Annotated in this window: 27 protein-coding genes and 1 pseudogene; 19 read left to right on the top strand and 9 right to left on the bottom strand. The window is 67.7% G+C overall.

All coding sequences use genetic code 11. The features are described from left to right. Positions 1-2: 2 nt before the first annotated feature. Both AC1RUS_RS14910 and AC1RUS_RS14905 read right to left on the bottom strand, forming a co-directional pair. Positions 3-140, bottom strand: a pseudogene (locus AC1RUS_RS14910) (hypothetical protein); the annotation flags it as partial. Continuing rightward, positions 137-481: a lysozyme inhibitor LprI family protein gene (locus AC1RUS_RS14905; RefSeq protein WP_492917364.1), complete on the bottom strand. Its 345-nt coding sequence runs from the start codon at positions 479-481 to the stop codon at positions 137-139. The pseudogene AC1RUS_RS14910 and the gene AC1RUS_RS14905, both read right to left, overlap by 4 nt. A gap of 69 nt (positions 482-550) precedes the next feature. On the opposite strand from AC1RUS_RS14905, the gene AC1RUS_RS14900 reads away from it, so the two are divergent. The 6 genes from AC1RUS_RS14900 to AC1RUS_RS14875 all read left to right on the top strand — a co-directional run bounded on the left by AC1RUS_RS14900 (position 551) and on the right by AC1RUS_RS14875 (position 3,983). Then, positions 551-1,483, top strand: a complete 933-nt coding sequence (locus AC1RUS_RS14900) for a fatty acid desaturase family protein (protein ID WP_492917363.1) — start codon at positions 551-553, stop codon at positions 1,481-1,483. Positions 1,484-1,640: 157 nt separating this feature from the next. Further along, positions 1,641-2,300 carry a class I SAM-dependent methyltransferase gene (locus AC1RUS_RS14895; protein ID WP_492917362.1) on the top strand — a complete coding sequence of 220 codons (660 nt, stop codon included), beginning with the start codon at positions 1,641-1,643 and terminating at the stop codon, positions 2,298-2,300. A gap of 45 nt (positions 2,301-2,345) precedes the next feature. Beyond that, a complete protein-coding gene (locus AC1RUS_RS14890) occupies positions 2,346-2,690 on the top strand; it encodes a VOC family protein (RefSeq protein ID WP_492917361.1) in 345 nt (114 codons plus the stop codon). Positions 2,691-2,879: 189 nt separating this feature from the next. Further along, positions 2,880-3,317: a YkgJ family cysteine cluster protein gene (locus tag AC1RUS_RS14885; protein ID WP_492917360.1), complete on the top strand. Its 438-nt coding sequence runs from the start codon at positions 2,880-2,882 to the stop codon at positions 3,315-3,317. After that, positions 3,314-3,859, top strand: coding sequence for a YkgJ family cysteine cluster protein (locus tag AC1RUS_RS14880; protein ID WP_492917359.1), 546 nt, complete (start codon positions 3,314-3,316; stop codon positions 3,857-3,859). Before AC1RUS_RS14885 ends, AC1RUS_RS14880 begins: the two co-directional genes overlap by 4 nt. Continuing rightward, positions 3,846-3,983, top strand: a complete 138-nt coding sequence (locus AC1RUS_RS14875) for a hypothetical protein (protein ID WP_492917576.1) — start codon at positions 3,846-3,848, stop codon at positions 3,981-3,983. The genes AC1RUS_RS14880 and AC1RUS_RS14875 overlap by 14 nt, the downstream gene beginning before the upstream one ends. Positions 3,984-3,989: 6 nt before the next feature. Here AC1RUS_RS14875 and AC1RUS_RS14870 read toward each other — a convergent pair whose 3' ends face one another. Next, positions 3,990-4,850 (bottom strand): NAD-dependent epimerase/dehydratase family protein, encoded by an 861-nt coding sequence (locus AC1RUS_RS14870; RefSeq protein WP_492917358.1) that lies wholly within the window; start codon positions 4,848-4,850, stop codon positions 3,990-3,992. A 51-nt stretch (positions 4,851-4,901) separates the two neighbouring features. Here AC1RUS_RS14870 and AC1RUS_RS14865 point away from each other — a divergent pair, with 51 nt between their 5' ends. The 3 genes from AC1RUS_RS14865 to AC1RUS_RS14855 are packed head-to-tail and all read left to right on the top strand — an operon-like array spanning position 4,902 to position 6,763. Continuing rightward, positions 4,902-5,261: an MmcQ/YjbR family DNA-binding protein gene (locus tag AC1RUS_RS14865; RefSeq protein ID WP_492917357.1), complete on the top strand. Its 360-nt coding sequence runs from the start codon at positions 4,902-4,904 to the stop codon at positions 5,259-5,261. Continuing rightward, positions 5,258-5,902, top strand: coding sequence for a Pr6Pr family membrane protein (locus tag AC1RUS_RS14860; RefSeq protein ID WP_492917356.1), 645 nt, complete (start codon positions 5,258-5,260; stop codon positions 5,900-5,902). Before AC1RUS_RS14865 ends, AC1RUS_RS14860 begins: the two co-directional genes overlap by 4 nt. Positions 5,903-5,923: 21 nt before the next feature. Beyond that, positions 5,924-6,763 carry an aldo/keto reductase gene (locus tag AC1RUS_RS14855; protein ID WP_492917355.1) on the top strand — a complete coding sequence of 280 codons (840 nt, stop codon included), beginning with the start codon at positions 5,924-5,926 and terminating at the stop codon, positions 6,761-6,763. Positions 6,764-6,790: 27 nt separating this feature from the next. On the opposite strand, the gene AC1RUS_RS14850 is transcribed toward AC1RUS_RS14855, so the two are convergent. After that, the gene (locus AC1RUS_RS14850; RefSeq protein WP_492917354.1) at positions 6,791-8,458 is read right to left on the bottom strand and encodes a hypothetical protein; all 1,668 of its coding nucleotides are present in this window, start codon (positions 8,456-8,458) and stop codon (positions 6,791-6,793) included. 913 nt (positions 8,459-9,371) lie between these two features. On the opposite strand from AC1RUS_RS14850, the gene AC1RUS_RS14845 reads away from it, so the two are divergent. The 10 genes from AC1RUS_RS14845 (at position 9,372) to AC1RUS_RS14800 (ending at position 19,054) form a co-directional block, all read left to right on the top strand. Further along, entirely contained in the window at positions 9,372-10,646 is a 1,275-nt protein-coding gene (locus tag AC1RUS_RS14845; protein WP_492917353.1) for a glutamate-5-semialdehyde dehydrogenase, read from the top strand. After that, entirely contained in the window at positions 10,612-11,268 is a 657-nt protein-coding gene (locus AC1RUS_RS14840; RefSeq protein ID WP_492917352.1) for a nicotinate-nucleotide adenylyltransferase, read from the top strand. The genes AC1RUS_RS14845 and AC1RUS_RS14840 overlap by 35 nt, the downstream gene beginning before the upstream one ends. 95 nt (positions 11,269-11,363) lie before the next feature. Then, the gene (gene rsfS / locus AC1RUS_RS14835; protein WP_492917575.1) at positions 11,364-11,795 is read left to right on the top strand and encodes a ribosome silencing factor; all 432 of its coding nucleotides are present in this window, start codon (positions 11,364-11,366) and stop codon (positions 11,793-11,795) included. 114 nt (positions 11,796-11,909) lie between these two features. Then, positions 11,910-12,374 (top strand): 23S rRNA (pseudouridine(1915)-N(3))-methyltransferase RlmH, encoded by a 465-nt coding sequence (rlmH, locus tag AC1RUS_RS14830; RefSeq protein WP_492917351.1) that lies wholly within the window; start codon positions 11,910-11,912, stop codon positions 12,372-12,374. Between the two features lie 16 nt (positions 12,375-12,390). After that, on the top strand, positions 12,391-13,437 hold the full coding sequence (locus tag AC1RUS_RS14825; protein WP_492917350.1) for a murein hydrolase activator EnvC family protein: 1,047 nt from the start codon (positions 12,391-12,393) through the stop codon (positions 13,435-13,437). Between the two features lie 111 nt (positions 13,438-13,548). Continuing rightward, entirely contained in the window at positions 13,549-14,934 is a 1,386-nt protein-coding gene (locus AC1RUS_RS14820) for a S41 family peptidase (protein WP_492917349.1), read from the top strand. Between the two features lie 96 nt (positions 14,935-15,030). Further along, positions 15,031-16,218, top strand: a complete 1,188-nt coding sequence (locus AC1RUS_RS14815) for a divergent polysaccharide deacetylase family protein (RefSeq protein WP_492917348.1) — start codon at positions 15,031-15,033, stop codon at positions 16,216-16,218. Continuing rightward, the gene (locus tag AC1RUS_RS14810; RefSeq protein ID WP_492917347.1) at positions 16,215-16,706 is read left to right on the top strand and encodes an RNA pyrophosphohydrolase; all 492 of its coding nucleotides are present in this window, start codon (positions 16,215-16,217) and stop codon (positions 16,704-16,706) included. Before AC1RUS_RS14815 ends, AC1RUS_RS14810 begins: the two co-directional genes overlap by 4 nt. A gap of 29 nt (positions 16,707-16,735) precedes the next feature. Then, complete coding sequence (locus tag AC1RUS_RS14805; protein WP_492917346.1) at positions 16,736-18,250, top strand: alpha/beta hydrolase; 1,515 nt, start codon at positions 16,736-16,738, stop codon at positions 18,248-18,250. A 54-nt stretch (positions 18,251-18,304) separates the two neighbouring features. Next, a complete protein-coding gene (locus tag AC1RUS_RS14800; RefSeq protein ID WP_492917345.1) occupies positions 18,305-19,054 on the top strand; it encodes an alpha/beta fold hydrolase in 750 nt (249 codons plus the stop codon). A gap of 115 nt (positions 19,055-19,169) precedes the next feature. Here the strand turns inward: AC1RUS_RS14800 and sugE are convergent, their stop codons facing one another. The 5 genes from sugE to atpD all read right to left on the bottom strand — a co-directional run bounded on the left by sugE (position 19,170) and on the right by atpD (position 22,621). Then, the gene (gene sugE, locus AC1RUS_RS14795; protein ID WP_492917344.1) at positions 19,170-19,493 is read right to left on the bottom strand and encodes a quaternary ammonium compound efflux SMR transporter SugE; all 324 of its coding nucleotides are present in this window, start codon (positions 19,491-19,493) and stop codon (positions 19,170-19,172) included. 109 nt (positions 19,494-19,602) lie between these two features. Further along, positions 19,603-20,283, bottom strand: coding sequence for a hypothetical protein (locus AC1RUS_RS14790; RefSeq protein WP_492917343.1), 681 nt, complete (start codon positions 20,281-20,283; stop codon positions 19,603-19,605). A gap of 204 nt (positions 20,284-20,487) precedes the next feature. Next, a complete protein-coding gene (locus AC1RUS_RS14785) occupies positions 20,488-20,748 on the bottom strand; it encodes an ATP synthase F1 subunit epsilon (RefSeq protein WP_035047026.1) in 261 nt (86 codons plus the stop codon). Further along, the gene (locus tag AC1RUS_RS14780; RefSeq protein WP_492917342.1) at positions 20,748-20,996 is read right to left on the bottom strand and encodes a hypothetical protein; all 249 of its coding nucleotides are present in this window, start codon (positions 20,994-20,996) and stop codon (positions 20,748-20,750) included. Before AC1RUS_RS14780 ends, AC1RUS_RS14785 begins: the two co-directional genes overlap by 1 nt. Then, positions 20,996-22,621: a F0F1 ATP synthase subunit beta gene (atpD, locus tag AC1RUS_RS14775; RefSeq protein ID WP_492917341.1), complete on the bottom strand. Its 1,626-nt coding sequence runs from the start codon at positions 22,619-22,621 to the stop codon at positions 20,996-20,998. The genes AC1RUS_RS14780 and atpD overlap by 1 nt, the downstream gene beginning before the upstream one ends. Positions 22,622-22,676 lie beyond the last annotated feature (55 nt).

The raw sequence follows: 22,676 nt of genomic DNA, 5'->3' as shown, positions 1-22,676 counted from the left end.
ATCCAAAAATTCTTGTCATCCCGGAAGCCTCGCAGAGGCTGTCCGGGACCCAGGGGCCAACGCAACGCAGCTGCCCCTGGGTCCCGGCTCTCCGCTTCGCTGCGGCCGGGATGACAAGCTATTTTGGCGGATAAGCTCAGAACGGCGCGTTCTGATAGATCCGCTCCATGCTGCGCTCCAGGTCCGACAACCGCCGGTCATAGGCCCGGTTCAAACAAGCCTTGCTGGCCCCGCACTTGCGGCGATCGTTCAGCCACTGCTGCTGGGAGTCCATCAGCGCGCCGCGCCCGCCCATGGCCAGGGTGCGCTTGTTGATGCCGTAGAGCTCGTTCATCCGCACGTCCTTGTCGTTCAGGGCCCGTTCGGCGCAGATCGCCTTTTCGTCGGGCGTGCGGGCCTTGGCGCAGTTGAAGCTGGCGGCGGACGCGGAGCCCGCGACGAACACCACGCCAAGGGCGAGAACGGGGATCAGGCGGCGCATGCGGCTCTCCAGAAGTTGTGACGTCGGGTCATCCTGTCAGGCCTAATCTGAATGTGCGATGATCGTTCCATGGCCGTCGCATCTCGCGTCAAACCCCAGGAACTGTTCTCGCCAGAAGAATGGACCCGGATCTCGGCGCGCTCCTCGTGGCGCGGCCTCCTGATGGTGGCCCACGCCTGGGCCGTGATCGTCGCCGCCGGCGCGCTGTTCGTGCTGTTCCCCAATCCGCTGACCTACATTCTGGCCGTGATGCTGATCGGCGCGCGGCAGCTGGGCCTGGCGATCCTGATGCACGAGGCGGCCCATGGCGGCCTGCATCCGAACCTGAAGGTCAATGACTGGGTCGGCGAATGGCTGTGCGCGGCCCCGACCGGCGCGTCGCTGGCCAGCTACCGGCCCTATCACCTGACCCACCACAAATACGCCCAGCAGGCCGAGGACCCGGACCTGGTCCTGTCGGCGCCGTTCCCGACCACCCGCAGCTCCCTGCGCCGCAAGATCATCCGCGACCTGACGGGGCAGACCTTCTTCAAGCAGCGGTTCGGACCGCTGCTGGGCAAGATGAAGGGCGACGCTCCCAAGGGCGCGATCTTCGCCGGCGAGGTGGCGCGGCAGAAGCCGTTCCTGCTCTGGAATCTCGGCTTGCTGGTCGTGCTGTCGGCGATGGGCCTGTGGTGGGCATGGCTGGCCCTGTGGATCGTGCCGATGGCCACCTGGTTCCCGCTGGTCACCCGCCTGCGCAACATCGCCGAGCACGCCCTGGTGGCCAAGGACGAGCCCGACCCGATGCGCCACGCCCGCACGACGAAGGCCAACGTCCTCGAACGCGCCCTGATCGCGCCCTACCACGTCAACTTCCACGCCGAGCACCACATGTTCATGCACACCCCGTGCTGGAATCTGCCCCTGGCGCACCGGCTGCTGGAGCGGAAGGGCCTGACGAAGGGGATGCTGACCGCGCCGGGGTATCTGACGGTGCTGAAGGCGGCGTCGGGGAAATAGATGCTCCCCCTTTGGGGGAGCTGTCGCGGAGCGACTGAGGGGGTCCCTCGCGGCCTAAGCCGTTGAGGACCCCCTCCGGCCCTCTGGGCCACCTCCCCCAAAGGGGGAGGATCCGCCCCCGCTGGCCTCACCGCTCCGGCGATGCTCTAAGCCCCCCATGATCGACCAGACGCTGGAAGGCCGCCGCGCCTTCATTCTCGAAAACACCCGCGTCCAGGCGCCGCCGCATGCGCCGGAGCTGGCCTTGCATCTGGCCGACGAGATCACCCCGATCTGGAAGCTGACCGAGGAGGCCCTGGAAGAGCTGGGCCTGCCGCCGCCCTTCTGGGCCTTCGCCTGGGCCGGCGGCCAGGCCCTGGCGCGCTACATCCTCGACCATCCCGAGATCGTCGCCGGCAAGACCGTGGTCGACTTCGCCACCGGCTCGGGGATCGTCGCCATCGCGGCGATGAAGGCGGGCGCGAAAAGCGTGCTGGCCAACGACATCGACAGCTTCTGCCAGGCGGCGGTCAGCCTGAACGCGAGCGTCAATGGCGTCGAAATCGCCTTCACCGACGTCAACCTGCTGAACGCCCCGCCGCCCATGGCCGACGTGCTGCTGGCGGGCGACATCTGCTACGAGAAGCCGATGGCCGAGGCGGTGATGGATTGGCTGCGCCAGGGCCGGGCGGCGGGGTCGACGGTGCTGATCGGCGATCCGGGCCGGACCTATTTCCGCAAGGACGATCTCGTCAAACTGGCCGAATACCAGGTCGAGACCACCCGCGAGCTGGAGGACATGGCCGTCAAGCGCACCTGCGTCTGGACTCTGCCTTAGTCGCCAAGCTAGAACATTAGCAGAACAGACCTGGAGATCGCGACCATGCGTGAAGACGGCAAGATCGACTATATCGAGTGGCCGGCGACCGACCTGCCGGCCACCAAGGGCTTCTATACGAAGGCCTTCGGCTGGGCCTTCACCGACTACGGCCCCGACTACGCCGCCTTCGAAGGCCAGGGCGCGGACGGCGGCTTCACCACCCCGCAGGACGGTTCGACCGACAAGCCGCTGGTGGTGCTGTACGCCCACGACATCGAGGCCATGGAAGCCAAGGTCACTGCGGCCGGCGGCGTGATCACCAAGCCGATCTTCAGCTTCCCGGGCGGCCGGCGGTTCCACTTCGCCGACCCGTCGGGGAACGAGCTGGCGGTCTGGAGCGAGGGGTAGATTTTAGATGCTCCCCCTTTGGGGGAGCTGTCGCGGAGCGACTGAGGGGGTCCTCAACGGCTTAGACCGGAGAGGACCCCCTCCGGCCCTCTGGGCCACCTCCCCCAAAGGGGGAGGATCTTGCCCCCTCGCATCAAACCGTCACAGACCGCGCCTATACGTCCGACACCGGAGCAATTGGGGCGCGGAATGTCGGAGCGATCGTGCGGGGACTGCGGTCTCTGCTGCAAGCTGCTGGGCGTGCAGGCGATCGACAAGCGCCCGCACAGCTGGTGCCAGCATTTCCGCAAGGGCGGCGGCTGCGGCGTCTATGACGAGCGGCCCAGGGCCTGCGCCGACTTCTCCTGCTATTGGCTGAAGGCCGAGGGGCTGGACGATCGCTGGCGGCCCGACCGGTCGCGGTTCGTCCTGCATCGCGAACATCAAGGCCAGACCCTGATCGTCGAGGTCGACCCGGCCTCGCCCCAGGCCTGGCGGCGGGAGCCCTACTATTCGACCTTCAAGACCTGGGCGGCGCGCGGCGCGGCCGGAGGCCTGGCGCTGAACGTGCTGGTCGGTCGCCGCGCCTACGAGATCCTGCCCGATCGCGACCTGGACCTGGGCGAAGTCCGGGCCATGCCGGCATGAGCGAAGAAACCACCATCACCAAGGCCTGCGGCGACTGCGGCATGTGCTGCAAGGTCCTGCACATCGCCGAGCTGGAGAAGGACGCTGGGACTTGGTGCGGCCACTTCAAGAAGGGCGGCGGCTGCGGTAACTACGAGGCCCGCCCCGCGCCGTGCCGGGGCTTCACCTGCCTGTGGCTGACCTCCGACAAGCTGGACGCCTCGTGGCGGCCCGACAAGGCCGGCTTCCTGATGTACACCCACCGCGACGGCAAGCGGCTGAACGTGGTGGTCGATCCTGGCAAGCCGATGGCCTGGAAGCGCGAGCCCTATTATTCGCGGCTCAAACGCATGTCGCAGCGGGCCTATGACGGCTTCGAGCTGATGGTCTGCGTCGGCGACCGGCGGGTGGTGATGTTCCCGTCCGAGGACATCGATCTGGGCGTGCTGGACACCGACCACAAGGTGGTCAGCGGGTTCGTGGACCGGGATGGGACGCAGGTGCCGTTCGCGATGGTGCTGAGCGACGCGGACACGCCGGCGACCGACAATTCAACGCCATAAAGCTTGTCATCCCGGCCGCAGCGCAGCGGAGAGCCGGGACCCAGGGGCCACCGCGGTGCGCCCGCCCCTGGGTCCCGGACAGCCTCTGCGAGGCTTCCGGGATGACAACAATTTGGTGATCTGAAACCGATCAAAACCTCGGCCGAAAATCCCGTGGCGCCCACCCAAAGTCCCTGACCGCCGGCCCGCTGTCGAAGGTCAGATCCTGCCCCATCCGCGTCCCCATCGCCGCCGTCGCGCCGGGCAGGAACGGCGAGGCCAGTTTCAGCAGGAACGCGAACAGCATCGGCGGCAGGGTCAGGACGGCCGGGCGGCGGCCCAGCCCCTCGAAGATCCGCGCCGCCATCACCCGGTAGGGCAGGGTCTCGCCGCCGACCAGGTCGTAGGCCTTGTCCTCGGCGGCGGGCGAGGCGGCGGCGGCCAGGGCTCCGGTCGCCAGGTCGGCCGCGTGGACCGGCTGGCGCAGGCCCTCGCCCTCGCCCGCCAGCGGCAGCACCCCGAACCGGCGGATCAGTCCGGCCAGGCGGCTGACATTGCCGTCGCGCCCCTCGTCATAGATCAGGGTCGGCCGCAGGAGGGTCCAGGCCACCCCGTGCTCGGCGCAGAAGGCCTCCACCTCGGCTTCCGCGTCGGCCAGGCTGGCGGCCACAGCCCGCTCCTCGGGCACGTCGGAGGCCTGCTTGGTGAAGCGGCTGGTCGAGGAGAAGGCCACCAGCCGGACCATGCCCTTGGCCTTCAGGGCCGCCAGGGCCGACGGCAAAAGCCAGATCGGCGACAGCGAGAACACCGTCGCCACGCCGGGCAGGGCCTCCTCCAGATGCGGATCCGACAGGTCGGCGTCCAGCCAGCACGCGTCGCCCGACGGCGGCCGGCGGCTGAGCGCCACGGGGTCGACCTCCGCCGTCCGCAACCGCTCCAGCAGGTGGCGGCCGATCAGGCTGGTCGCGCCCAGCACCAGGACCGGCGTCTTGAGGGTGTTCTCGGGCTGCATCCTGTTTCTATAGTCCTGCTTGCGTCCATTTCCCACTTGGGGGACTTGCCCATGGCCATGACCTTCGAGGCGGTCCGCGCCTTCGCCTTCAGCCTGCCCGGCGTCGCCGACGGGACCAGCTACGGCTACCCGTCGATCAAGGCGCACGGCAAGTTCCTGACCCGTCTGAAGGAGGACGGCGACACCCTGGTCTGTCCCGGCGTATCGTTCGACGAGCGCGAGATGCTGATCCAGGCCGAGCCGGAGACCTTCTACCTCACCGATCACTACAGGAATTATCCGTACGTTCTTGTACGCCTGTCGCATGCTCATCCCGGCACGGTGGAGCGGCTGATCAAGCGCCATTGGCGATCCACCGCGCCCAAGAAGGTCCTGAAGGCCTGGGACGCCGAGAAGGAACAGACCGCATGAAAGCCTGGCGCATCCTGATCGCGCTCGTCGCCGGCTCGGGCCCCGCCCTGCAATACGGCTTGATGATCTATAACGAGAGCTGGGCCACCGGGCCGCTGAAGTCGGTGGAGTTCTTCAGCTACTTCACCATCGTCAGCAACGTGCTGGCCGCCGTCGCCCTGACCGCGCCGCTGGTCGCCCCGGCCTCCAGCGTGGCGCGCTGGGCGGAGGCCTCGACCACGCGCATCGCCCTGGCCGTCCACCTGACCATCACCGCCTTGATCTACCACACGATGCTGGCCCACCTGTGGGACCTCAAGCTCTGGCGGCTCGTCTCCTCGACGATCCTGCACACCCTCACCCCGGCCCTCTTCCTGGTCGACTGGCTGTGGCGCGGCGGCGTGGGCGAGGCGCGGTGGAGCGCGGCGGCGAAGGCCCTGCGCATCCCGGCGCTCTACGGCGCCTGGACCCTGGCCCACGGCGCCCTGACTGGCTTCTACCCCTATCCGTTCCTGAACGTCGCCAAGCGGGGCTATCCGCCCGTGCTGATGACCATGACCGTGATGTTTCTGGGCTTCCTGGTGATCGCCCTGGCGTTCACCGCGTTGCACAGGGCCCGCGCCAGATTGGCGTCGGGCCCAGCGGCGCCTATATCCGCCTGACGGTTTTTCGGAGTTCTCCCTATGTCCAAGCTTGTTCCCGCCATCCGTTCGGGCGACGTCCTGATGCCCGCGATCGGGTTCGGCACCTGGCAGCTGGACAACGGCACGGCCCAGCCCCTGGTCGAGCAGGCGCTGGAGATCGGCTACCGCCACATCGACACCGCCCAAATCTATCGCAACGAGCGCGACGTCGGCGCGGCCATCGCCGCCAGCGGGATCAAGCGCGACGACATCTTCCTGACCACCAAGATCTGGATCGACCACTTCGCCGACGGCGACCTGCAGCGCTCGGCCGAGAAGAGCCTGGAAAAGCTGGGCGTCGACCATGTCGACCTGCTGCTGCTGCACTGGCCCAAGCCCGACACGCCGCTGGCCGAGACCGTGAAAGCCCTCAACGCGGTGAAGGCCAAGGGCCTGACCCGCGCCATCGGCGTCTCCAACTTCCCTTCGGTGGTGTTAAAGGAGGCCCAGGCCGCTTCGGCCGCGCCCCTGGCCACCGACCAGGTCGAGTACCACCCCTATCTGTCGCAGAAGACCCTGATCGCGGCGGCCCACGCGAACGGCACCTCGATCACCGCCTGGTCGCCCCTGGCCCAGGGCAAGGTGTCCGAAGACCCCGTCCTGATCGCCATAGGCCAGGCCCATGGCAAGACCCCGGGCCAGGTCACCCTGCGCTGGCTGATCCAGCAGGGCGTGATCGCCATCCCGCGCACCAAGACCCCGGCCCGCATCGCCGAGAACTTCGACATTCTGGACTTCGAGCTGACCGAGGCCGAGATGGACAGCATCTTCGCCCTCGCGCGGCCGGATGGGCGGCTAGGGAACTGGCTGGACGCGGCGTTCCAGTGGGACGTCGATTAGCGGGGCGGAACTCGGACCCGTTGTTGCCTAGCCGCCATTGGCTTCCGCCAAGCGTTGCGCAACCCGCCTCGCATTTATCGGCGATTCCGCTGCGATCAGATTCAGCGCCTCCTTCGCCCGCGTTGCGATTATGACTTCCGGGCTTCCCACACCCCCCCGATTAGCGAATCGAAGAGCTTCACGGACGGCTCTTCGAAGGTCTTCACCTTTCAATCTCTTGAAAAGCGCCACGAAGTCTTCAGCGCTCATATTGGCGAGGAATTGCACGTCGGTGGGGTTCCAACCGCTTTCGCGGCTAATCCGGATCAAGATGTCGCCCGCGTCCCGTGCCGGTGGCGCGAACGACGCGTGTTTCTCAGCAAACGCTGCGATCAAGTCCGGGTCGGTGACATCGCCTTTGAACGCGTAGTCCTCAAGGTTCCAAAACTCTGCCGGCTCGTCGCGGTTATCGACATAGTGCTGCGCCAAGGCCTTGGCCTGCTCTTCGCGCCCCAACTCCTTAAACAGCCGGACCGCGCCACTCGCATTAAGCGGCGTGATCGCGTTAGCGTTGGCTCGAAACGCCGTGTCCAAGCCGTCGAGCACCTCATCGGCGTCGTCGTCGAACGAGGCGTGATATTTGGCCCAGGCCTCTTGGACGGAAGCCCCCTGATCATTGAACTTCAAATTGGACGCCAGGTCGTCGGCCGCCGCCTTCAGCAGGGCCTCATCGAAGAAGCCACGCTCGACGCCGGCCATGACTTTCAAGTCAAACTCATCCGTCGATGAATATTCATATTCGACCAATACATCGCGCCACTTTTCGTATTCCTCGGGAGCATGCCCAGCAGGGCCAGTAAAGCGGCTGAATTTTGCCAAAAATTCGAGCGACGGCGCGCTATCGGGCTGGAACTTGGAGAAGGTGTAAAGCGCCATCGACGATACCGCTTGCTCAAGGATCCTCTCATCATAGCCGAGAAGTATCTCGCCGAGTCTTTTGGCGTGGCGCTCTATCTTCTTGATGACGCGGATGTTGACGATCGACAGCGTTACGCAATGCCGCACCAAACGGTCGCGGAGGGGAATGTTTTGACTGATGCCGATCTCGGCTGCTTCAGATGGCGAGGGATCGAAGGTCAGCGAGATATCCGAAACCTTCTCGAGCTGGGCTTCGAAGACTTCCTTGCCCTTGCCCGGAAGCTTTTCCGCGTTCAGCAATACGATGACCTTGCAAGCCTTCTGCTCCTTGAGTTCGGAAACGAGGCCCAGCACGTCGTGCACGGACAGACCCGTTCCAGATCGTTCCAGATCATCAATACAAATGAGTTGGGATCCCAAGGTCGCGAACAACACCCGTTCGCTGAGCGCCACATAGTCTTTCACCTTGGGTGCCAGGCGGGCATAGGCGGTGAGTCTTCGCCCTCCGGTTTCGGCCGATTTTACGAGGGCGGCGAGATTGGGTTTGGTCGGGGTGCCCGTTAACGGAATCGTATTTTCGAACACAGCGCTACGAACATCGTCGAGCGAATTGCGACCGAACAGACTGACGTAAGAATAGCGCTTCAGGCCAATCGCGCCTGCCTGATCCGCCTCCTTGAGGTAATTATTCCACGCGAAGGTCTTTCCAACGCCCCATTTCCCGGAAATGCATAGCACCTCCGCATCAGAGCTTGCCAAGAACCGGCGGATCTCTTTCTCAAGAAGTTCAATCGACATTCCACCACCTCAGCTGACTTGGCATTGTCGCGCTCGGGTGTAGTCGGCGCCTACCGGCACGCTATTACGCCATTGCCACCTTGGGTAAGTTTTCCGATTGGCCGAGCCCGCCAGCGGCCTTCCCAAGAGTCGCGACGCCCCCGAGGTCGGTGCGATCCTTCCCCCTTTGATGGGGGAAGGGCAGGGATGGGGGTGACGCCGCCGGACGATTTCACGCAGGCCGAGCCCTATCCTGAACCTCTGCCACCCCCATCCCCGACCCTTCCCCCATCAAGGGGGGGAAGGGAGAAGGCTGCTAATCCCCGTGATCGCGCGGGCAAACCCGCCCACCGCTTCCAACAACTTCAACGCCCTAACGGCCCCACCCAGCGTCACGATCGAAAATCGACGCATCACCCCCAAAAACGTCCGTAGACTTCTCCTCGCCCCGTCGCAGGGGAGGGCGCGAAGCTGGCGACCGAAACGCGCGACGGGGGCGGTTGTACGGGTTCAGAGGGCAGGGGACGTAAACCTGTCCATCGGGGGAAGGCCAAACCCCCGCCCGTCCGAAGGTTCGCTCCGGGTCCTTCCGGAATCGGCGTGGCTTGCAGCCCCAGGGCTGGGTCCGTCGCGAGGAGGACAAATCCGGGTGGGGCAAAGGGTTGAACAAGACCCGCGCGCCCCGGCCAGAGGGATAACGACCGCGCGGAGCGCTCCGGCCACGGCCGAAACGGTACTCCCTACACACTCATCCGGGCCTGGCCTGGACGCTCCGCCGCCTCCCCAACTTCAGCGGGTCGACCGCGTGAAGCCGAAAAGCCATGCCGCGCGCCCAGCGAAACTCGGTCCGCTTTCAGACGAAAGACGGTTTCACCTCGCCCCCAAAGAGCCTAGGTAAGGCTCAACCTGAGCATATCCTTGGGAGCGTAGGGCGATGGACGACGCGGGCGTCAGCTTGCAGGCGACGATGGCGACGATGGGCGAGGCCGCGCGTGACGGCGCGCGCGCGCTGCGTCTGGCCACGCCCGAGCAGCGCACCGCCGCCCTCCAGGCCATGGCCAAGGCGATCCGCGAGGACGCCGCCCCGATCCTCGCCGCCAACGTCAAGGACATCGACCGCGCCAAGGCCAATGGCCTGTCGGGCCCGATGCTGGACCGGCTGCTGCTGGACGCCGGCCGCCTGGAAGCCATGGCCCAGGGCGTCGAGACCGTGGCCGCCATCGCCGATCCGCTGGGCGTGGCCACCTCGCGCTGGACCCGGCCCAACGGCCTGGACATCGCCCGGGTGCGCACCCCGATCGGCGTGATCGCCATGATCTATGAGAGCCGGCCCAACGTCACCGCCGACGCCGCGGCCCTTTGCGTGCGCTCGGGCAATGCGGTGATCCTGCGCGGCGGTTCGGAATGCCTGGCCTCGAGCCTGGCCATCCACGCCGCCATCGTCAGAGGTCTCAAGGCGGCCAACCTGCCCGCCAGCGCGGTGCAGGCGGTGCGGACGGCGGACCGCGACGCGGTCGGCTACATCCTGTCGGGCCTGAACAAGACCGTCGACCTGATCATCCCGCGCGGCGGCAAGAGCCTGGTCGCCCGCGTCCAGGCCGAAGCCCGCGCCCCGGTGCTGGGCCATCTGGAAGGCCTCAACCACGTCTTCGTCCACGCCGCCGCAGATCCCAAGAAGGCCGCCGAGATCGCCCTGAACGCCAAGATGCGGCGGGTGTCGGTCTGCGGTTCGGCCGAGACCCTGCTGGTCGATCGCGCGGCGGCCGACAGGCTGCTGCCGCCGATCGCCGATCTGCTGATCAAGTCCGGCTGCGAGCTGCGCGGCGACGCCGCCGCCCGCGCCATCGAGCCGGGCATGAAGGCCGCGACCGACGCCGACTGGACCACCGAATATCTGGCGCCGATCCTGTCGATCGCCGTGGTCGACGGCGTAGCCGGCGCGGCCGCCCACATCGCCCGCTACGGCTCGGGCCACACCGACGCGATCGTCACCGAGGACGCCGCGGCGGCCGACGCCTTCATCGCCCAGGTCGACAGCGCCATCGTGCTGGTCAACGCCTCCACCCAGTTCGCCGACGGCGGCGAATTCGGCTTCGGGGCCGAGATCGGCATCGCCACCGACAAACTTCACGCCCGCGGCCCGGTCGGGGCCGAGCAACTGACGACGTTCAAATATGTGGTTCGCGGGACCGGCCAGACTCGTCCCTGAGGCCGGTCGGCCAAGCGCGCAGCGTCTCGGATTCCATCTGGAGCCGGGCATGCGCGTCGGCCTTTTCGGCGGCAGCTTCAACCCGGCGCACGAGGGTCACGCCCACGTCGCCGAGACGGCCCTTCGACGCCTGAACCTCGACCGCGTGATCTGGCTGGTCTCGCCGCAGAATCCGCTGAAGTCTTCGGCCGAGACCAAACCCCTGGCCGAACGCATGGCCGCCGCCCGCCAGCGGGCCCGGGGCAGCGCCATGATCGTCTCGGACGCCGAGACGCGGCTGGGCTCGCAATACACCATCGACACCCTGCGCGTGCTGCGGGCCCGCTTTCCGGGCGTGAAGTTCGTCTGGGTGATGGGCGCCGACAGCCTGGCCACCTTCCACCGCTGGCGGGGCTGGACCCAGATCATGCGCGAGGTTCCGGTGGCGGTGATCTCGCGTCCGTGGGCGGCCCTGAAGTCGCGCACCTCGCCCGCCGCGCGCCGGTTCGCCTGGGCCCGCAAGCCCGCCAGCGCCGCCGCCACCCTGCCCGACGCGACCGCCCCGGCCTGGGTCTATCTGACCGGCCCGCTCAACTTCGCCTCGTCGACGGCGTTGCGCGAACGCCTCAACAAGACGCCCTGATCCGCGTCAAAACGGCTGCTTTCACGCAACCCCTCACGTTTTCGACTCATCCATGCTATGAGGAGAACCCGCGCGACCCCATAAGGAGCATTCCGCTGCGTAGCGACCCCGCGCAAAGTGCGCACGAAGACACGGCGACCGCCGAGTCCTCGACCCAGAATCCAGACCTGAGTCTGGACCAAAGCATCAAGGCTCTCGAGACCCTGATCCTGTCCCGCCTGGACGACGACAAGGCGCAGGACATCGTTCACATCGACCTGACGGACAAGAGCTCGGTGGCCGACAGCCTCATCGTGGCGTCCGGCCGTTCGCACCGTCACGTCGGAGCCCTGGCGGACCACATCATCCGCGCCCTGAAGGAAAACGGATTCGGCAAGGCGCGGGTCGAAGGCCTGCCGCACTGCGACTGGGTCCTGATCGACGCCGGCGACGTGGTCGTGCACCTGTTCCGTCCGGAAGTGCGCAGCTTCTACAACATCGAGAAGATCTGGGCCGTCGACGCCCCGCACCGCATCGCCTCGAACTGAGGCGTCGAGCGACCTCGCCCTTCGACAAGTTCAGGGTGAGGTCCATTGCGCGATCCTGGACTTGGAACCTCATCCTGAGCTTGTCGAAGGAAGAGGTTCCAACGCACTGACGCCATGAAGATCACCATCCTCACCGTCGGGAAGCTCGGCCGCATGGTCGAGGCGCAGCTGGCGCTGGACTACGTGTCGCGCGCCACCGCCTCCGGCCGCGCCCTGGCCGTCGGGCCGGTCGAGATCGTCGAGGTCGAGGCCCGCAAGCCCGGCAAGGCCGCCGAGGCCGAGGTCCTGCGTCCGCACCTGGAGGGCGCCCACGTCATCGCCTGCGACGAGCACGGCAAGGTCCGGCCCAGCCGCGCCTTCGCCGAGCATGTCGGCCGGCTGCGCGACGATGGGACCCGCAAGGTCGTGTTCCTGATCGGCGGGGCCGACGGGCTTGATCCCTTGATCCTGGCCACGGCCAACGAGACCATGGCCTTCGGGCCCCAGACCTGGCCCCACGCCTTGGCCCGGGCGATGCTGGCCGAGCAGATCTATCGCGCCGTCACCATCCTGGCGGGCTCGCCCTATCATCGCGATTAGGGCAAGAGATCGGGAGATGCTTCGCCGTCCCTCGCCTGCTGTCCTGTCAGTCATCGCCCTCGTCATCGCCCTGTCGGCGGCGGGCGTCGGCCTGGCGCGCCAGGACCAGCGCGAACGCGACCGCCAGTCGGCCATCGACACTCGCCGCGAGATCGAGGACCTGCGGAGCGAACTCTCCCGTCTGGACCACGCCCGGGTCGCGGCCGGCGACGACGTCGATCTCAAGCGCGCCCGGCTGGAAACCCTGAACGCCCGCGAGGCCAAGATCCTGGCCGACCTGGGTCGCGACCGCTACCGGATGGCGCGGCTGCTGTCGGCGCTGCAGCTCTTCCGCCGCAATCCGCCGCCCGCCCTGCTGGTGAGCCCCGACGACGCCCGCGACGCCGTGCGGGCCGCCATCCTGATCCGCGCCATGACCCCGGACCTGCAAAAACGCGCCGACGCCTATGCCCGCCAGGCCTCGGCCGTGGGGGCCCTGCGCCGCGAGGCCGCCGCCGCCGCCGCCGAACTCTTCACCGCCGAAAGCGTCGTGGCTGACCGCAAGGGCGAGATCGAGCGCAAGATCATCGAGAAGACCCAGCTGGAGCGCGCCTACGCCCAGCAGGCCCTGATCGAGGAGAACGAGCTGCGCACCCTGGGCGCCTTGACCGACGGCCTGGGGACCCGCGCCCCGACCGGCCCGCTCAGCCTGTCCCTGCCCGCCCCCGGACCGGTGATCCGCCGCTTCAATGACACCCTGCCGGCCGGCGGCCGCTCGTCCGGCGTAGCCATCCGCGTGGAAAAGGGACACGCCGTGACCAGTCCCTCGGCGGGAACCGTTGAATATGCCGGCGCGCTGAATGGTTGGGGCGTGGTTCTTATCTTGCGAGCCCAGGGCGCCTATCATCTGGTGCTCGCCGGCCTGGACCAGGTTTCGGTGGCGCCCGGACAATCGGTCGCGGCCGGCGCCCCGATCGGAAAGATGGCGGATCGTGTATCTTCGGATCCCGAACTCTATCTGGAAGTCCGAGAGGAGGGCGTTCCGGTCGATCCGGAACGTTGGTTGAAGCAGGGGTCGCCGTAGACGGCTTTTTCAGCAATGATGGCCGTAAATCGAACGTAAGCGACGATCATCGTCGCCTGCAGTCATAACAAACGCGGCGCCACGGCGTCGCTTGGGAGCCTTCTGGGCCTAATGCGCAAGTATCTGCTCATCGGTGTTTCGGCCTTCGTCCTCGGTGCGGGGACCATGGCCTATCTCAGCCCGATCGCTCAGGCGAACATCCCGCCCAAGACCAAGACCTACAAGTTGCTGGAGCTGTTCGGCGACGTGCTCGGCACCGTCGAGGACCAGTACGTTTCCGAGGTCGACGACAAGAAGCTGATCGAGGCGGCCCTCGACGGCATGCTGACCAGCCTCGACCCGCATTCGGGCTATCTGTCACCCGACAGCTTCGAAGACATGCAGGACACCACGCGCGGCGAATACGGCGGCCTCGGCATCGAGGTCACCAGCGAAGAAGGCGTGGTCAAGGTCATCTCGCCGATGGACGGCACGCCCGCCGCCCGGGCCGGCATCCAGGCTGGCGACTATATCACCGCCGTCAACGGCCAGAGCGTTCTGGGCCTCACCGTCAACGAAGCCGTCAAGCAGATGCGCGGCGTCGCCGGCGAGCCGGTCACCCTGACCATCGCCCGCGAGAAGACCGACCCGTTCGACGTCAAGCTGGTGCGCGAGGTCATCAAGCCCAAGGCCGCCATCGCCCGCATGGAAGGCGACTACGGCTATGTCCGCCTGCCCGGCTTCAACGAGAAGGCCACCGACGCGCTGGTCTCGTCGATCAACGAGCTGAAGGCCAAGAACCCGAAGATGAAGGGCCTGGTCTTCGATCTGCGCAACAATCCGGGCGGCCTGCTGGATCAGGCCGTCGGCGTGGCCGACGTGTTCCTGGACGGCGGCGAGGTGGTCAGCCAGCGCGGCCGCGATCCGCGCAACATCCAGCGCTACAACGCCCGTCCGGGCGACCTGCTGAATGGCCTGCCCGTGGTGGTGCTGATCAACCAGGGCTCGGCCTCGGCCGCCGAAATTGTCGCCGGAGCCCTGCAGGATCGCCACCGCGCCGAACTGGTCGGCCTGACCAGCTTCGGCAAGGGCTCGGTCCAGACCGTGATCCCGCTGCGCGGCGGGGCCGACGGCGCCCTGAAGCTGACCACGGCCAAGTACTTCACGCCTTCGGGCCGCTCGATTCAGAAGACCGGCATCGCCCCGGACCTCGAGGTCGCCCAGACCCGCGAGCAGGCCCAGGACATCGCCAACCGCGTCTGGTTCAGCGAAGCCAGCTTCAAGAACGCGCTGAACGCCGACGAGGGCAAGAGCCGCATCGGGGCCCACACCCCGGCCGAAGCCCCGCCCACGGCCTTCGACGACAAGAAGGGCGACTTCCAGCTGCAGCGGGCCCTAGCCGTGCTGCAGGCCGGTTCGGTCGCCGCCACGCCGAAACTGCCCAAGCCGGCCGCCAAGATCGCCGACGTGACGGCCAAGGCCGCCGCCATGGGCAAGCCGGTCATCGAGAAGAAATAAGCCTCTCCGACGGCCCCCGTCCGCGAGGTCGGGGGCCAATTCGTCGCAGGACTTGTTAACCATAAATTTGAAGCTTGCCGGCTAGGGTCTCCCACGATGGCCGCCATGTTCTCACGCAAGCCCGCCTATGCCGCTTCCGCGCCGGTTTCCGACGCGGGCGGCGACCTGCGCGCCAAGCTGATGGCGGCGGTTTCGAACCCCTATATCGCCGCCAGCGGCGCGGGCTTCCTGTTCCTGACCACCTTGGCGGGCCTGGTGCTGGTAACCGGCGACCCCAAGGCCGGCGCGCCGATCATCCGGGTCGAGCTGACCAAGATCGGCGCCACCAAGAACGCCCCCGACGGCTGGAAGGAAGCCCTGGCCAACGAAGGCGAGCACGAGGCCGCCTTCCTGCCCGGAGCCCTCGACCTCAGCGCCAAGCCGATCGTCCCCGAAGCCGAGACCGGCGGCGAGGCCTCGATCTCGGTCGCGGGCGAGAACGACCTGGCGGCCGCCCATCCGCCCGGCGGCGCCCTGCCCCAGTCCCCCATCGCCGGCCTCACCGGTCCCGGTCCCGGCGGCGCGCCGCTGCCGATCATCGGCGCCAACGGCCGCACGGCGGCCGAGGCCTATGCCCGCCCCTTCACGCCCTCGGGCCGACCCAAGGTGTCGGTGGTCATCGGCGGCCTGGGCCTGAACCCGCAGACCACCCGCGCCGCCATCGAAACCCTGCCACCCGAGATCACCCTGTCGTTCGCGCCCTATGCCGAGGGCCTGCAGGGTTGGATCGACCTGGCCCGCGCCAACGGCCACGAGGTGCTGCTGGAAACCCCGATGGAACCGACGGACTATCCGGCCAACGATCCGGGCCCCTACACCCTGATCGCCGCCAATCGTCCCGAGGACACCGTGCGCAAGCTGGAATGGCTGATGTCGCGCGCCACCGGCTATTTCGGCCTTTCCAACTATCTAGGCGCCAAGTTCGTCGAGTCCGACGCGGCCATGGCGACCTTCAACACCGCCCTGAAGGCGCGCGGCCTGGCCTTCGTCGACGACGGCCTGGCGGCTCGCAAGGGCGGCCCGATCCCGCGCGCCTCGGCCGACCGGGTGATCGACGACGAGCTGTCGGCCTCGGCCATCGACGCCCAGCTGCGCGCGCTGGAGACCGGCGCCAACGCGCGCGGCCAGTCGCTGGGCTCGGGCTTCGCCTACCCGGTGACCATCAATCAGGTCCGCGCCTGGGCCAACGGCCTGTCGGGCCGCGGCGTCCAGCTGGCCCCGGCCTCGGCCCTGGCCCGTCGATGAGCGCCGTCACGGACGATCTGCCCAAGCACCGGCCTAATGTCGGCGTGGTGCTGTTCCACCAGGACGGCCGCGTGTGGTTGGGCCGGCGCAATCAGCAGCCTCCGCCCTACAACTGGCAGTTCCCGCAAGGCGGCGTCGACGACGGCGAGGACCTGCTGGACGCGGCCGTGCGCGAGCTGGCCGAGGAAACCGGGGTCACCTCGATCGAATTTCTGGGCCGCACCGAGGGCTGGATCGCCTACGACTTCCCGCCCGAACTGCTGGGGACCAAGCGAGCCCGCGGCTGGCTGGGCCAGAAGCAGGTCTGGTTCGCCTTCCGTTTCGTCGGTGAAGAGACGGAAATCGACCTCGAGGCCCACGGCGACGTCGAGTTCGACGCCTGGACGTGGGGAAAGCTCGACGAAACACCCGAACTGATCGTACCCTTCAAGCGAGGCGTCTACGAAGCCGTGGTTTCAGCGTTCCAGGGGTTCGCCCGAGGCGCCTGATCGCGGTTCGACGCGCTTGGGAGTACGGGATGGCGGATACGGTTCTGCTGATTCACGGCTACGGATGCGCGGGCGACGTCTGGGGTCCCGTCGCCGAACGCCTGCGGGCCGAGGGTTATCGCGTCGAAGCCCCGACGATTCGCGCGGCGGTGCGGACGGTCGACGGCCCCAAGGCCGGCCTGGCCGGACTGACCCTGGCCGACTATGTCGCCGAGATGAGCGCCCTGGCCCAGACCCTGGCCAAGGACACCGGCAAGAAGCCCCTCGTCATCGGCCACTCGATGGGCGGCCTGATCGCCCAGAAGATCGCCGAGGCCGGCCACGCGGCGGGCCTGGTGTTGTTCGCCCCGGCCTCGCCGGCCGACGCGCGGGGCAAGCCCAAGCTCTCGCCGGTCTTCACCTTCCTGAACCTCGCCCTGTCGTCCAAGCCCGAGACCAAGGCGGGCAAGATGTGGAAGACGGGGTTCAAGTTCGGCGTCGTCAACGCCGTGCCGGCCGCGCGCCACGACGCGCTCTACGCCACCATGGTTCATGACAGCGGCCAGGTGCTGGCCGATCTGGCCTGGCCGGACAAGGATCCGAACCGGACCGCCTATGTCGACGCCGCCAAGGTGACCACGCCGATCCTGGTGCTGGCCGGCGCCCTGGACCGCACCACGCCCCTTTCCGACGTCAGGCTGATCGGCCGCAAGTACGCGACCGCCGACCTGAAGGAATACCCCGCCAACGCCCACTATTTGATAGATGAGCCCAACACGATGAAGATCCTCGACGACCTGATCGCCTGGCTGCGCGGCAAGAACCTGACGCCGGAAACCGCTCCCTCCCCCGCGGCCGAACCGGCCAAGGCTCCCGAGCCGCCGAAGGCCGCCGAGCCCGCGCCCGTGAAGGCTCCCGAACCGGCTCCGACGCCGGCCCCCGCAGCCGTGGCCCCGACGCCCGCGCCCGAAGCCAAGGCCGCGCCCGCCGCCAAGCCCAAGGCCGCCGCAAAACCGGCCGCCGCAAAACCCGCCGTCGCCAAGCCCGCGCCAGCCCCGAAGACGGCCAAGGCCCCGGCCGCTAAGCCGGCCGCCCCGAAGCCGGCCGCGAAGCCCGCCGCCGCCAAGGCTCCCGCTAAGCCGGCCGCGCCGAAGGCCGAAGCGGCCAAACCTGCGCCCAAGGCGGCCACCAAACCGGCGGCTCCGAAGGCGGCGGCCAAGCCCGCGCCGAAAGCTGCTGCGGCTCCCGCCAAGGCCGCCGCGCCGAAACCCGCCGCCAAACCGAAGGCCGCCGCAAAGCCGGCCGCCGTCGCCGAGGCCGCGCCAGCCGTGACCAAGACCGCCAAGGCCGCGCCGAAAGCCGCGCCGGCCGCCAAGGCTGCGACCCCCACGCCCGCCAAGGCGGAAGCCAAGCCCAAGGCTCCGGCCAAGGCCGCCGCGAAACCCGCCGCCGCCAAACCGGCGACCGCCAAGGCCGCTCCGGCGCCGAAGGCGGCCAAGGCTCCCGCCGCGGCCAAGCCGGCTGCGACAAAGTCTCCCGCCAAATCTTCGCCGAAGTCCAAGTAGAGCGTGTAGGCTCACGCCGTCGGCCGATCCGCCGACGGCGTTCGAAAGGCGTCCATGCCTGCTACGGTCATCATGGTCCACGGCGCGTTCTGCGGCGGCTGGACGTTCGACGTCTTCCGCCAGCCCTTCGAGGCGGCGGGCTACACGGTGCTGACGCCCGACCTGCTGGGCCATGACGGCAAGTCCGCCGTGGCCGGCCGGTCGATGACCGACTACGCCAAGCAGATCGCCGCCCTGTGCGCGTCGTGCGAAGAGCCGCCGATCCTGATCGGCCACTCGATGGGCGGCCTGGTCGCCCAGATGGCGGCGGCTCGCGCCAAGGCCTCGCGCCTGATCCTGCTGGCTCCCTCGCCGCCCTGGGGCGTGTCCGGCGCCAGCCTGGAGGAGGCGGTCTCGGCCGTCAGCCTCTACGCCCTCGGCCCCTACTGGCTGCAAGCCGTCGAACCGGACTATGGCGTCGTGAGACGCTACAGCCTTGACCGGTTGGAACGCCCCGAACGCAAGGCCCTCTACGCCCGCATGACGGCCGAAAGCGGCCGGGCCCTGTGGGAGACCCTCAACTGGTGGCTCGACCCGTTCATGACCACCAGCGCCGCGCCCTCGGGCGTGCCGACCCTGGCCATCGCCGGCGGCAAGGACGTGGTCCATCCGCCGGCCACCGTCCGCCAGACGGCCGCGCGCCTGGGCGGGACGATAGAAGTTTTCCCGGAGATGAGCCACTGGCTGCCGGGCGAGCCGGGTTGGGAAGCCGTGGCCGAGACGTGTCTGGCTTTCATCGGCGCCGAGGGGCGCGTCGCGGCGTGAGGCCATTAAGCTGTCATCCCGGCCAAGCGCGAAGCGCGCCGAGCCGGGACCGCCGGAAGCTCTGAGCCTGTTGCGGTCCCGGATCACGCCTTCGGCGCGTCCGGGATGACATTTGTTATTGCGCCGGCGTAAACACCTTCAGGCCCAGGATCCCGGCCACGATCAGGCTCAGGCAGGTCAGCCGCGCCGCCGTCACCGGCTCCTTGAACACCACGATGCCGACGATCGCCGTGCCGACCGCGCCGACGCCGGTCCACACCGCATAGGCGGTGCCCAGCGGCAGGGTCTTCACCGCCCAGCCCAGCAGGCCCATGGACAGCACCAGGCTGATCGCGGTCAGGACGGTCGGAACGGGCCTAGTGAAGCCCTCGGTGAACTTCAGGCCCACGGCCCAGCCGATCTCGAACAGACCGGCGATGAAGAGAATGATCCAGGCCATGACGCGCCCCAAAACGTGGGGTCGTCCCCGGAAAAGACAAAAGGCGCAGGGTCGTCCCCGCGCCTTCCGTAAATAAGTCTCGCCTCCGAGGGAGGCAAGCATCTCGGCCTTAGCGGCTGGTGGTGCTGTACAGGATCTGGGCCTGCTCGTAGTTCTTGCCGACCGAGGTCTCGTCCAGCTTCTTCAGGCGCATGTAGACGAGGCCGGCGTGGCCGTTGGCCCAGGCGTCATCCCACGAGACGGTGAAGCGGCGGAAGTCGCTGCCGACGGTCTGGTCGTTGCGGATCAGGCGCAGCTGCGGGCTGTTTTCCCAGGTCGCCCAGTCATGCAGAGCGGTGGCCAGGGCCTGGGCCTGCACGTCGCCTTGCGCGTACTGGATGGTGATCGTGCAGACGTTCTTGTTCGAACCGGGGTTGTCCAGGGCGATCGAGTACGGCTTGCCCAGGTCCAGGACCCACTGTTCCTTCTTCTTCTTCAGGCCGGCCGCCTTGACCAGGGCCTGGAAGTCGCCGCCGACCACGGCCGGCTTGCAGACCTTGTCCAGAACGCCCAGCAGCTGCAGCGACACCGGATCGGTGGTTGGGGGCGGACGGACCGGCTCGACATAGGCCGGCGCCGTGCCGGCGGCCGGAGCGTCGACGGCCGGAGCCGGAGCGGGCGCGGCCGGATCGCCGGGCGCGGGAGCCGTCTGGGCCGGAGCGGCGGCGGGAGCCGGAGCCGGAGCGGTTTCCTGAGCGAAGGCGGTCGAGACCGCGCCGACGGCGATCAGGCTGGCGAGCGCAAGGCGCATGGTCGAGATATCCCCAACTGACAAGAGGTCGGCATTAAAACCGACAGACGTTCCCTCGCAACCCTTATGGCGACAGATTGCGACGGAGATTGGGCCACAAGTGTAATTTTCCGCGTCGATACGTCGCGGGGGTTCGCGCCAGACGCGAAAACGCCTCCGCCCTGGGCAGGACGGAGGCGCAATTCATCGTCATCGAAAGGCGAATCAGGCCGCTTCGACAGCGTGCTCGGCCAGGATCGTCAGGCCGTCGGGGCCTACGTCGGCGAAGCCGCCCTGGATGTCGAACAGCTTGGTGGTCGCGCCGTCCTTCACGGTGACGCGGCCTTCGCGCAGCGTCGTCATGAACGGAGCGTGGCCGGCCAGGACGCCGAAGTCGCCTTCGGAGCCCGGAGCCTGGACCAGGTCGACGTCGCCGCTGAACAGTTCGCGTTCCGGGGCGACGAGAGAGAAGTGCAGCTTAGCCATTATTCCACGATCTCCACCGCGCCGAGCGCGGCCTCGACGTCTTCGTCGGTCTGGATTTCCGTCCCGCAGAACGGGCAGAAACGGATGGTGGCCAGCACGACGCCGGTCTCTCCGTTTTCTTCCCGCTCTCCGAGATTGAGCAGGATCAGGCCGCTGTCATGCTCGACGAGCGCGTCGGCCGGGTCCGAAGAGACCGCGTCCTCCAGCTCTTCGCAGCAGAAGCCGACCAGATCGTGTTCGTCGGTCATCAGGCTTCCGCCGCCAGCTTTTCAGCCTTGGCCACAGCTTCCTCGATCGGGCCGACCATGTAGAAGGCGGCTTCCGGCAGGTGATCGTATTCACCTTCGACGATGCCCTTGAACGAGCGGATGGTGTCCTTCAGCTGGACGAAGGCGCCCGGCGTGTTGGTGAACTGCTCGGCCACGTGGAACGGCTGGCTCAGGAAGCGCTGGATCTTACGGGCGCGAGCGACCGTCAGCTTGTCCTCTTCCGACAGTTCGTCCATGCCCAGGATGGCGATGATGTCCTTCAGCGCCTTGTACTGCTGCAGGACTTCCTGGACCGAGCGGGCCACGTTGTAGTGCTCTTCGCCGATGACCAGCGGGTCCATGATCCGCGAGGTCGAGTCCAGCGGATCGACGGCGGGGAAGATGGCCTGGGCGGCGATGTCGCGCGACAGAACGGTGGTGGCGTCCAAGTGGGCGAACGAGGCGGCGGGCGCCGGGTCGGTCAGGTCGTCGGCGGGCACGTAGATGGCCTGCACCGAGGTGATCGAACCCTTGTTCGTCGAGGTGATGCGCTCCTGCAGGTTGCCCATCTCGGTGGCCAGGGTGGGCTGATAGCCCACGGCCGAGGGGATGCGGCCCAGCAGAGCCGACACTTCGGCGCCGGCTTGGGTGAAGCGGAAGATGTTGTCGACGAACAGCAGCACGTCCTTGCCTTCTTCGTCACGGAAGTATTCCGCGATCGACAGGCCGGTGAGCGCGACGCGGGCGCGGGCGCCCGGGGGTTCGTTCATCTGGCCGTAGACCAGGGCGCAACGCGAGCCTTCCGTCGAGCCGTTGTTGGCCTTCGGGTCGGTGTTGACGTTCGACTCGATCATCTCGTGATAGAGGTCGTTGCCTTCGCGGGTGCGTTCGCCCACGCCGGCCAGAACCGAGTAACCGCCGTAAGCCTTGGCGATGTTGTTGATCAGTTCCTGCATCGTCACGGTCTTGCCGACGCCGGCGCCGCCGAATAGGCCGATCTTGCCGCCCTTGGTGTAGGGGCACATCAGGTCGATGACCTTGATGCCCGTGACCAGCACTTCAGCGGTGTTGGTCTGCTCGGCGAAGGTCGGGGCGTCGCGGTGGATGGTGCGGAAGATGTCCGACTTGATCGGGCCCTGCTCGTCGATCGGCTCGCCGATGACGTTCATGATGCGGCCCAGCGTGCCCGGACCGACCGGAACGCGGATCGACTCGCCGGTGTCGCGCACGGCCTGGCCGCGAACGAGGCCTTCGGTGGCGTCCATGGCGATGGCGCGGACGGTGTTCTGGCCCAGGTGCTGGGCGACTTCGAACACCAGGCGCTGGCCGGTGGCGACGTTGACCGTCTCCAGGGCGTTCAGGATCGCCGGCAGAGCGCCTTCGAACTCGACGTCGACAACGGCGCCGATGACCTGCACCAGCTTGCCGGTGGCGGCGCCGATGGTGGCCGGGGCGGCCTGGGTCGCCTTCGGAGCCGCGGCCTTGGGGGCGGCGGGCTTCTTGGCGGCCGGAGCCTTGGCGGCGGCGGCGGGAGCGGCGGCGGCCGCCTTCGGGGCGGCGGGCTTCTTCACGACAGCCGGCTTTTCAGCGGCGGCGGCGGGAGCCTTAGCGGGGGTCTTGGCCATGGCGTGCGGGTCTTTCGTGCGTGCTCGTGCGTGCGTTTTTTACGTTAGGCTTTTG

It is taken from the genome of Caulobacter sp. GW821-FHT10F06 (assembly GCF_058809215.1).
The sequence above is the reverse complement of the archived record's forward strand: the minus strand, read 5'-3'. Positions and strand labels throughout refer to the sequence as shown.

Bases quoted from the DNA above. Each gene is read 5' to 3' on its own strand.
- AC1RUS_RS14905 (WP_492917364.1), bottom strand. From the start codon at position 481: ATGCGCCGCCTGATCCCCGTTCTCGCCCTTGGCGTGGTGTTCGTCGCG.
- AC1RUS_RS14900 (WP_492917363.1), top strand. From the start codon at position 551: ATGGCCGTCGCATCTCGCGTCAAACCCCAGGAACTGTTCTCGCCAGAA.
- AC1RUS_RS14895 (WP_492917362.1), top strand. From the start codon at position 1,641: ATGATCGACCAGACGCTGGAAGGCCGCCGCGCCTTCATTCTCGAAAAC.
- AC1RUS_RS14890 (WP_492917361.1), top strand. From the start codon at position 2,346: ATGCGTGAAGACGGCAAGATCGACTATATCGAGTGGCCGGCGACCGAC.
- AC1RUS_RS14885 (WP_492917360.1), top strand. From the start codon at position 2,880: ATGTCGGAGCGATCGTGCGGGGACTGCGGTCTCTGCTGCAAGCTGCTG.
- AC1RUS_RS14880 (WP_492917359.1), top strand. From the start codon at position 3,314: ATGAGCGAAGAAACCACCATCACCAAGGCCTGCGGCGACTGCGGCATG.
- AC1RUS_RS14870 (WP_492917358.1), bottom strand. From the start codon at position 4,850: ATGCAGCCCGAGAACACCCTCAAGACGCCGGTCCTGGTGCTGGGCGCG.
- AC1RUS_RS14865 (WP_492917357.1), top strand. From the start codon at position 4,902: ATGGCCATGACCTTCGAGGCGGTCCGCGCCTTCGCCTTCAGCCTGCCC.
- AC1RUS_RS14860 (WP_492917356.1), top strand. From the start codon at position 5,258: ATGAAAGCCTGGCGCATCCTGATCGCGCTCGTCGCCGGCTCGGGCCCC.
- AC1RUS_RS14855 (WP_492917355.1), top strand. From the start codon at position 5,924: ATGTCCAAGCTTGTTCCCGCCATCCGTTCGGGCGACGTCCTGATGCCC.
- AC1RUS_RS14850 (WP_492917354.1), bottom strand. From the start codon at position 8,458: ATGTCGATTGAACTTCTTGAGAAAGAGATCCGCCGGTTCTTGGCAAGC.
- AC1RUS_RS14845 (WP_492917353.1), top strand. From the start codon at position 9,372: ATGGACGACGCGGGCGTCAGCTTGCAGGCGACGATGGCGACGATGGGC.
- AC1RUS_RS14840 (WP_492917352.1), top strand. From the start codon at position 10,612: ATGTGGTTCGCGGGACCGGCCAGACTCGTCCCTGAGGCCGGTCGGCCA.
- rlmH (WP_492917351.1), top strand. From the start codon at position 11,910: ATGAAGATCACCATCCTCACCGTCGGGAAGCTCGGCCGCATGGTCGAG.
- AC1RUS_RS14825 (WP_492917350.1), top strand. From the start codon at position 12,391: ATGCTTCGCCGTCCCTCGCCTGCTGTCCTGTCAGTCATCGCCCTCGTC.
- AC1RUS_RS14820 (WP_492917349.1), top strand. From the start codon at position 13,549: ATGCGCAAGTATCTGCTCATCGGTGTTTCGGCCTTCGTCCTCGGTGCG.
- AC1RUS_RS14815 (WP_492917348.1), top strand. From the start codon at position 15,031: ATGGCCGCCATGTTCTCACGCAAGCCCGCCTATGCCGCTTCCGCGCCG.
- AC1RUS_RS14810 (WP_492917347.1), top strand. From the start codon at position 16,215: ATGAGCGCCGTCACGGACGATCTGCCCAAGCACCGGCCTAATGTCGGC.
- AC1RUS_RS14805 (WP_492917346.1), top strand. From the start codon at position 16,736: ATGGCGGATACGGTTCTGCTGATTCACGGCTACGGATGCGCGGGCGAC.
- AC1RUS_RS14800 (WP_492917345.1), top strand. From the start codon at position 18,305: ATGCCTGCTACGGTCATCATGGTCCACGGCGCGTTCTGCGGCGGCTGG.
- sugE (WP_492917344.1), bottom strand. From the start codon at position 19,493: ATGGCCTGGATCATTCTCTTCATCGCCGGTCTGTTCGAGATCGGCTGG.
- AC1RUS_RS14790 (WP_492917343.1), bottom strand. From the start codon at position 20,283: ATGCGCCTTGCGCTCGCCAGCCTGATCGCCGTCGGCGCGGTCTCGACC.
- AC1RUS_RS14785 (WP_035047026.1), bottom strand. From the start codon at position 20,748: ATGGCTAAGCTGCACTTCTCTCTCGTCGCCCCGGAACGCGAACTGTTC.
- AC1RUS_RS14780 (WP_492917342.1), bottom strand. From the start codon at position 20,996: ATGACCGACGAACACGATCTGGTCGGCTTCTGCTGCGAAGAGCTGGAG.
- atpD (WP_492917341.1), bottom strand. From the start codon at position 22,621: ATGGCCAAGACCCCCGCTAAGGCTCCCGCCGCCGCCGCTGAAAAGCCG.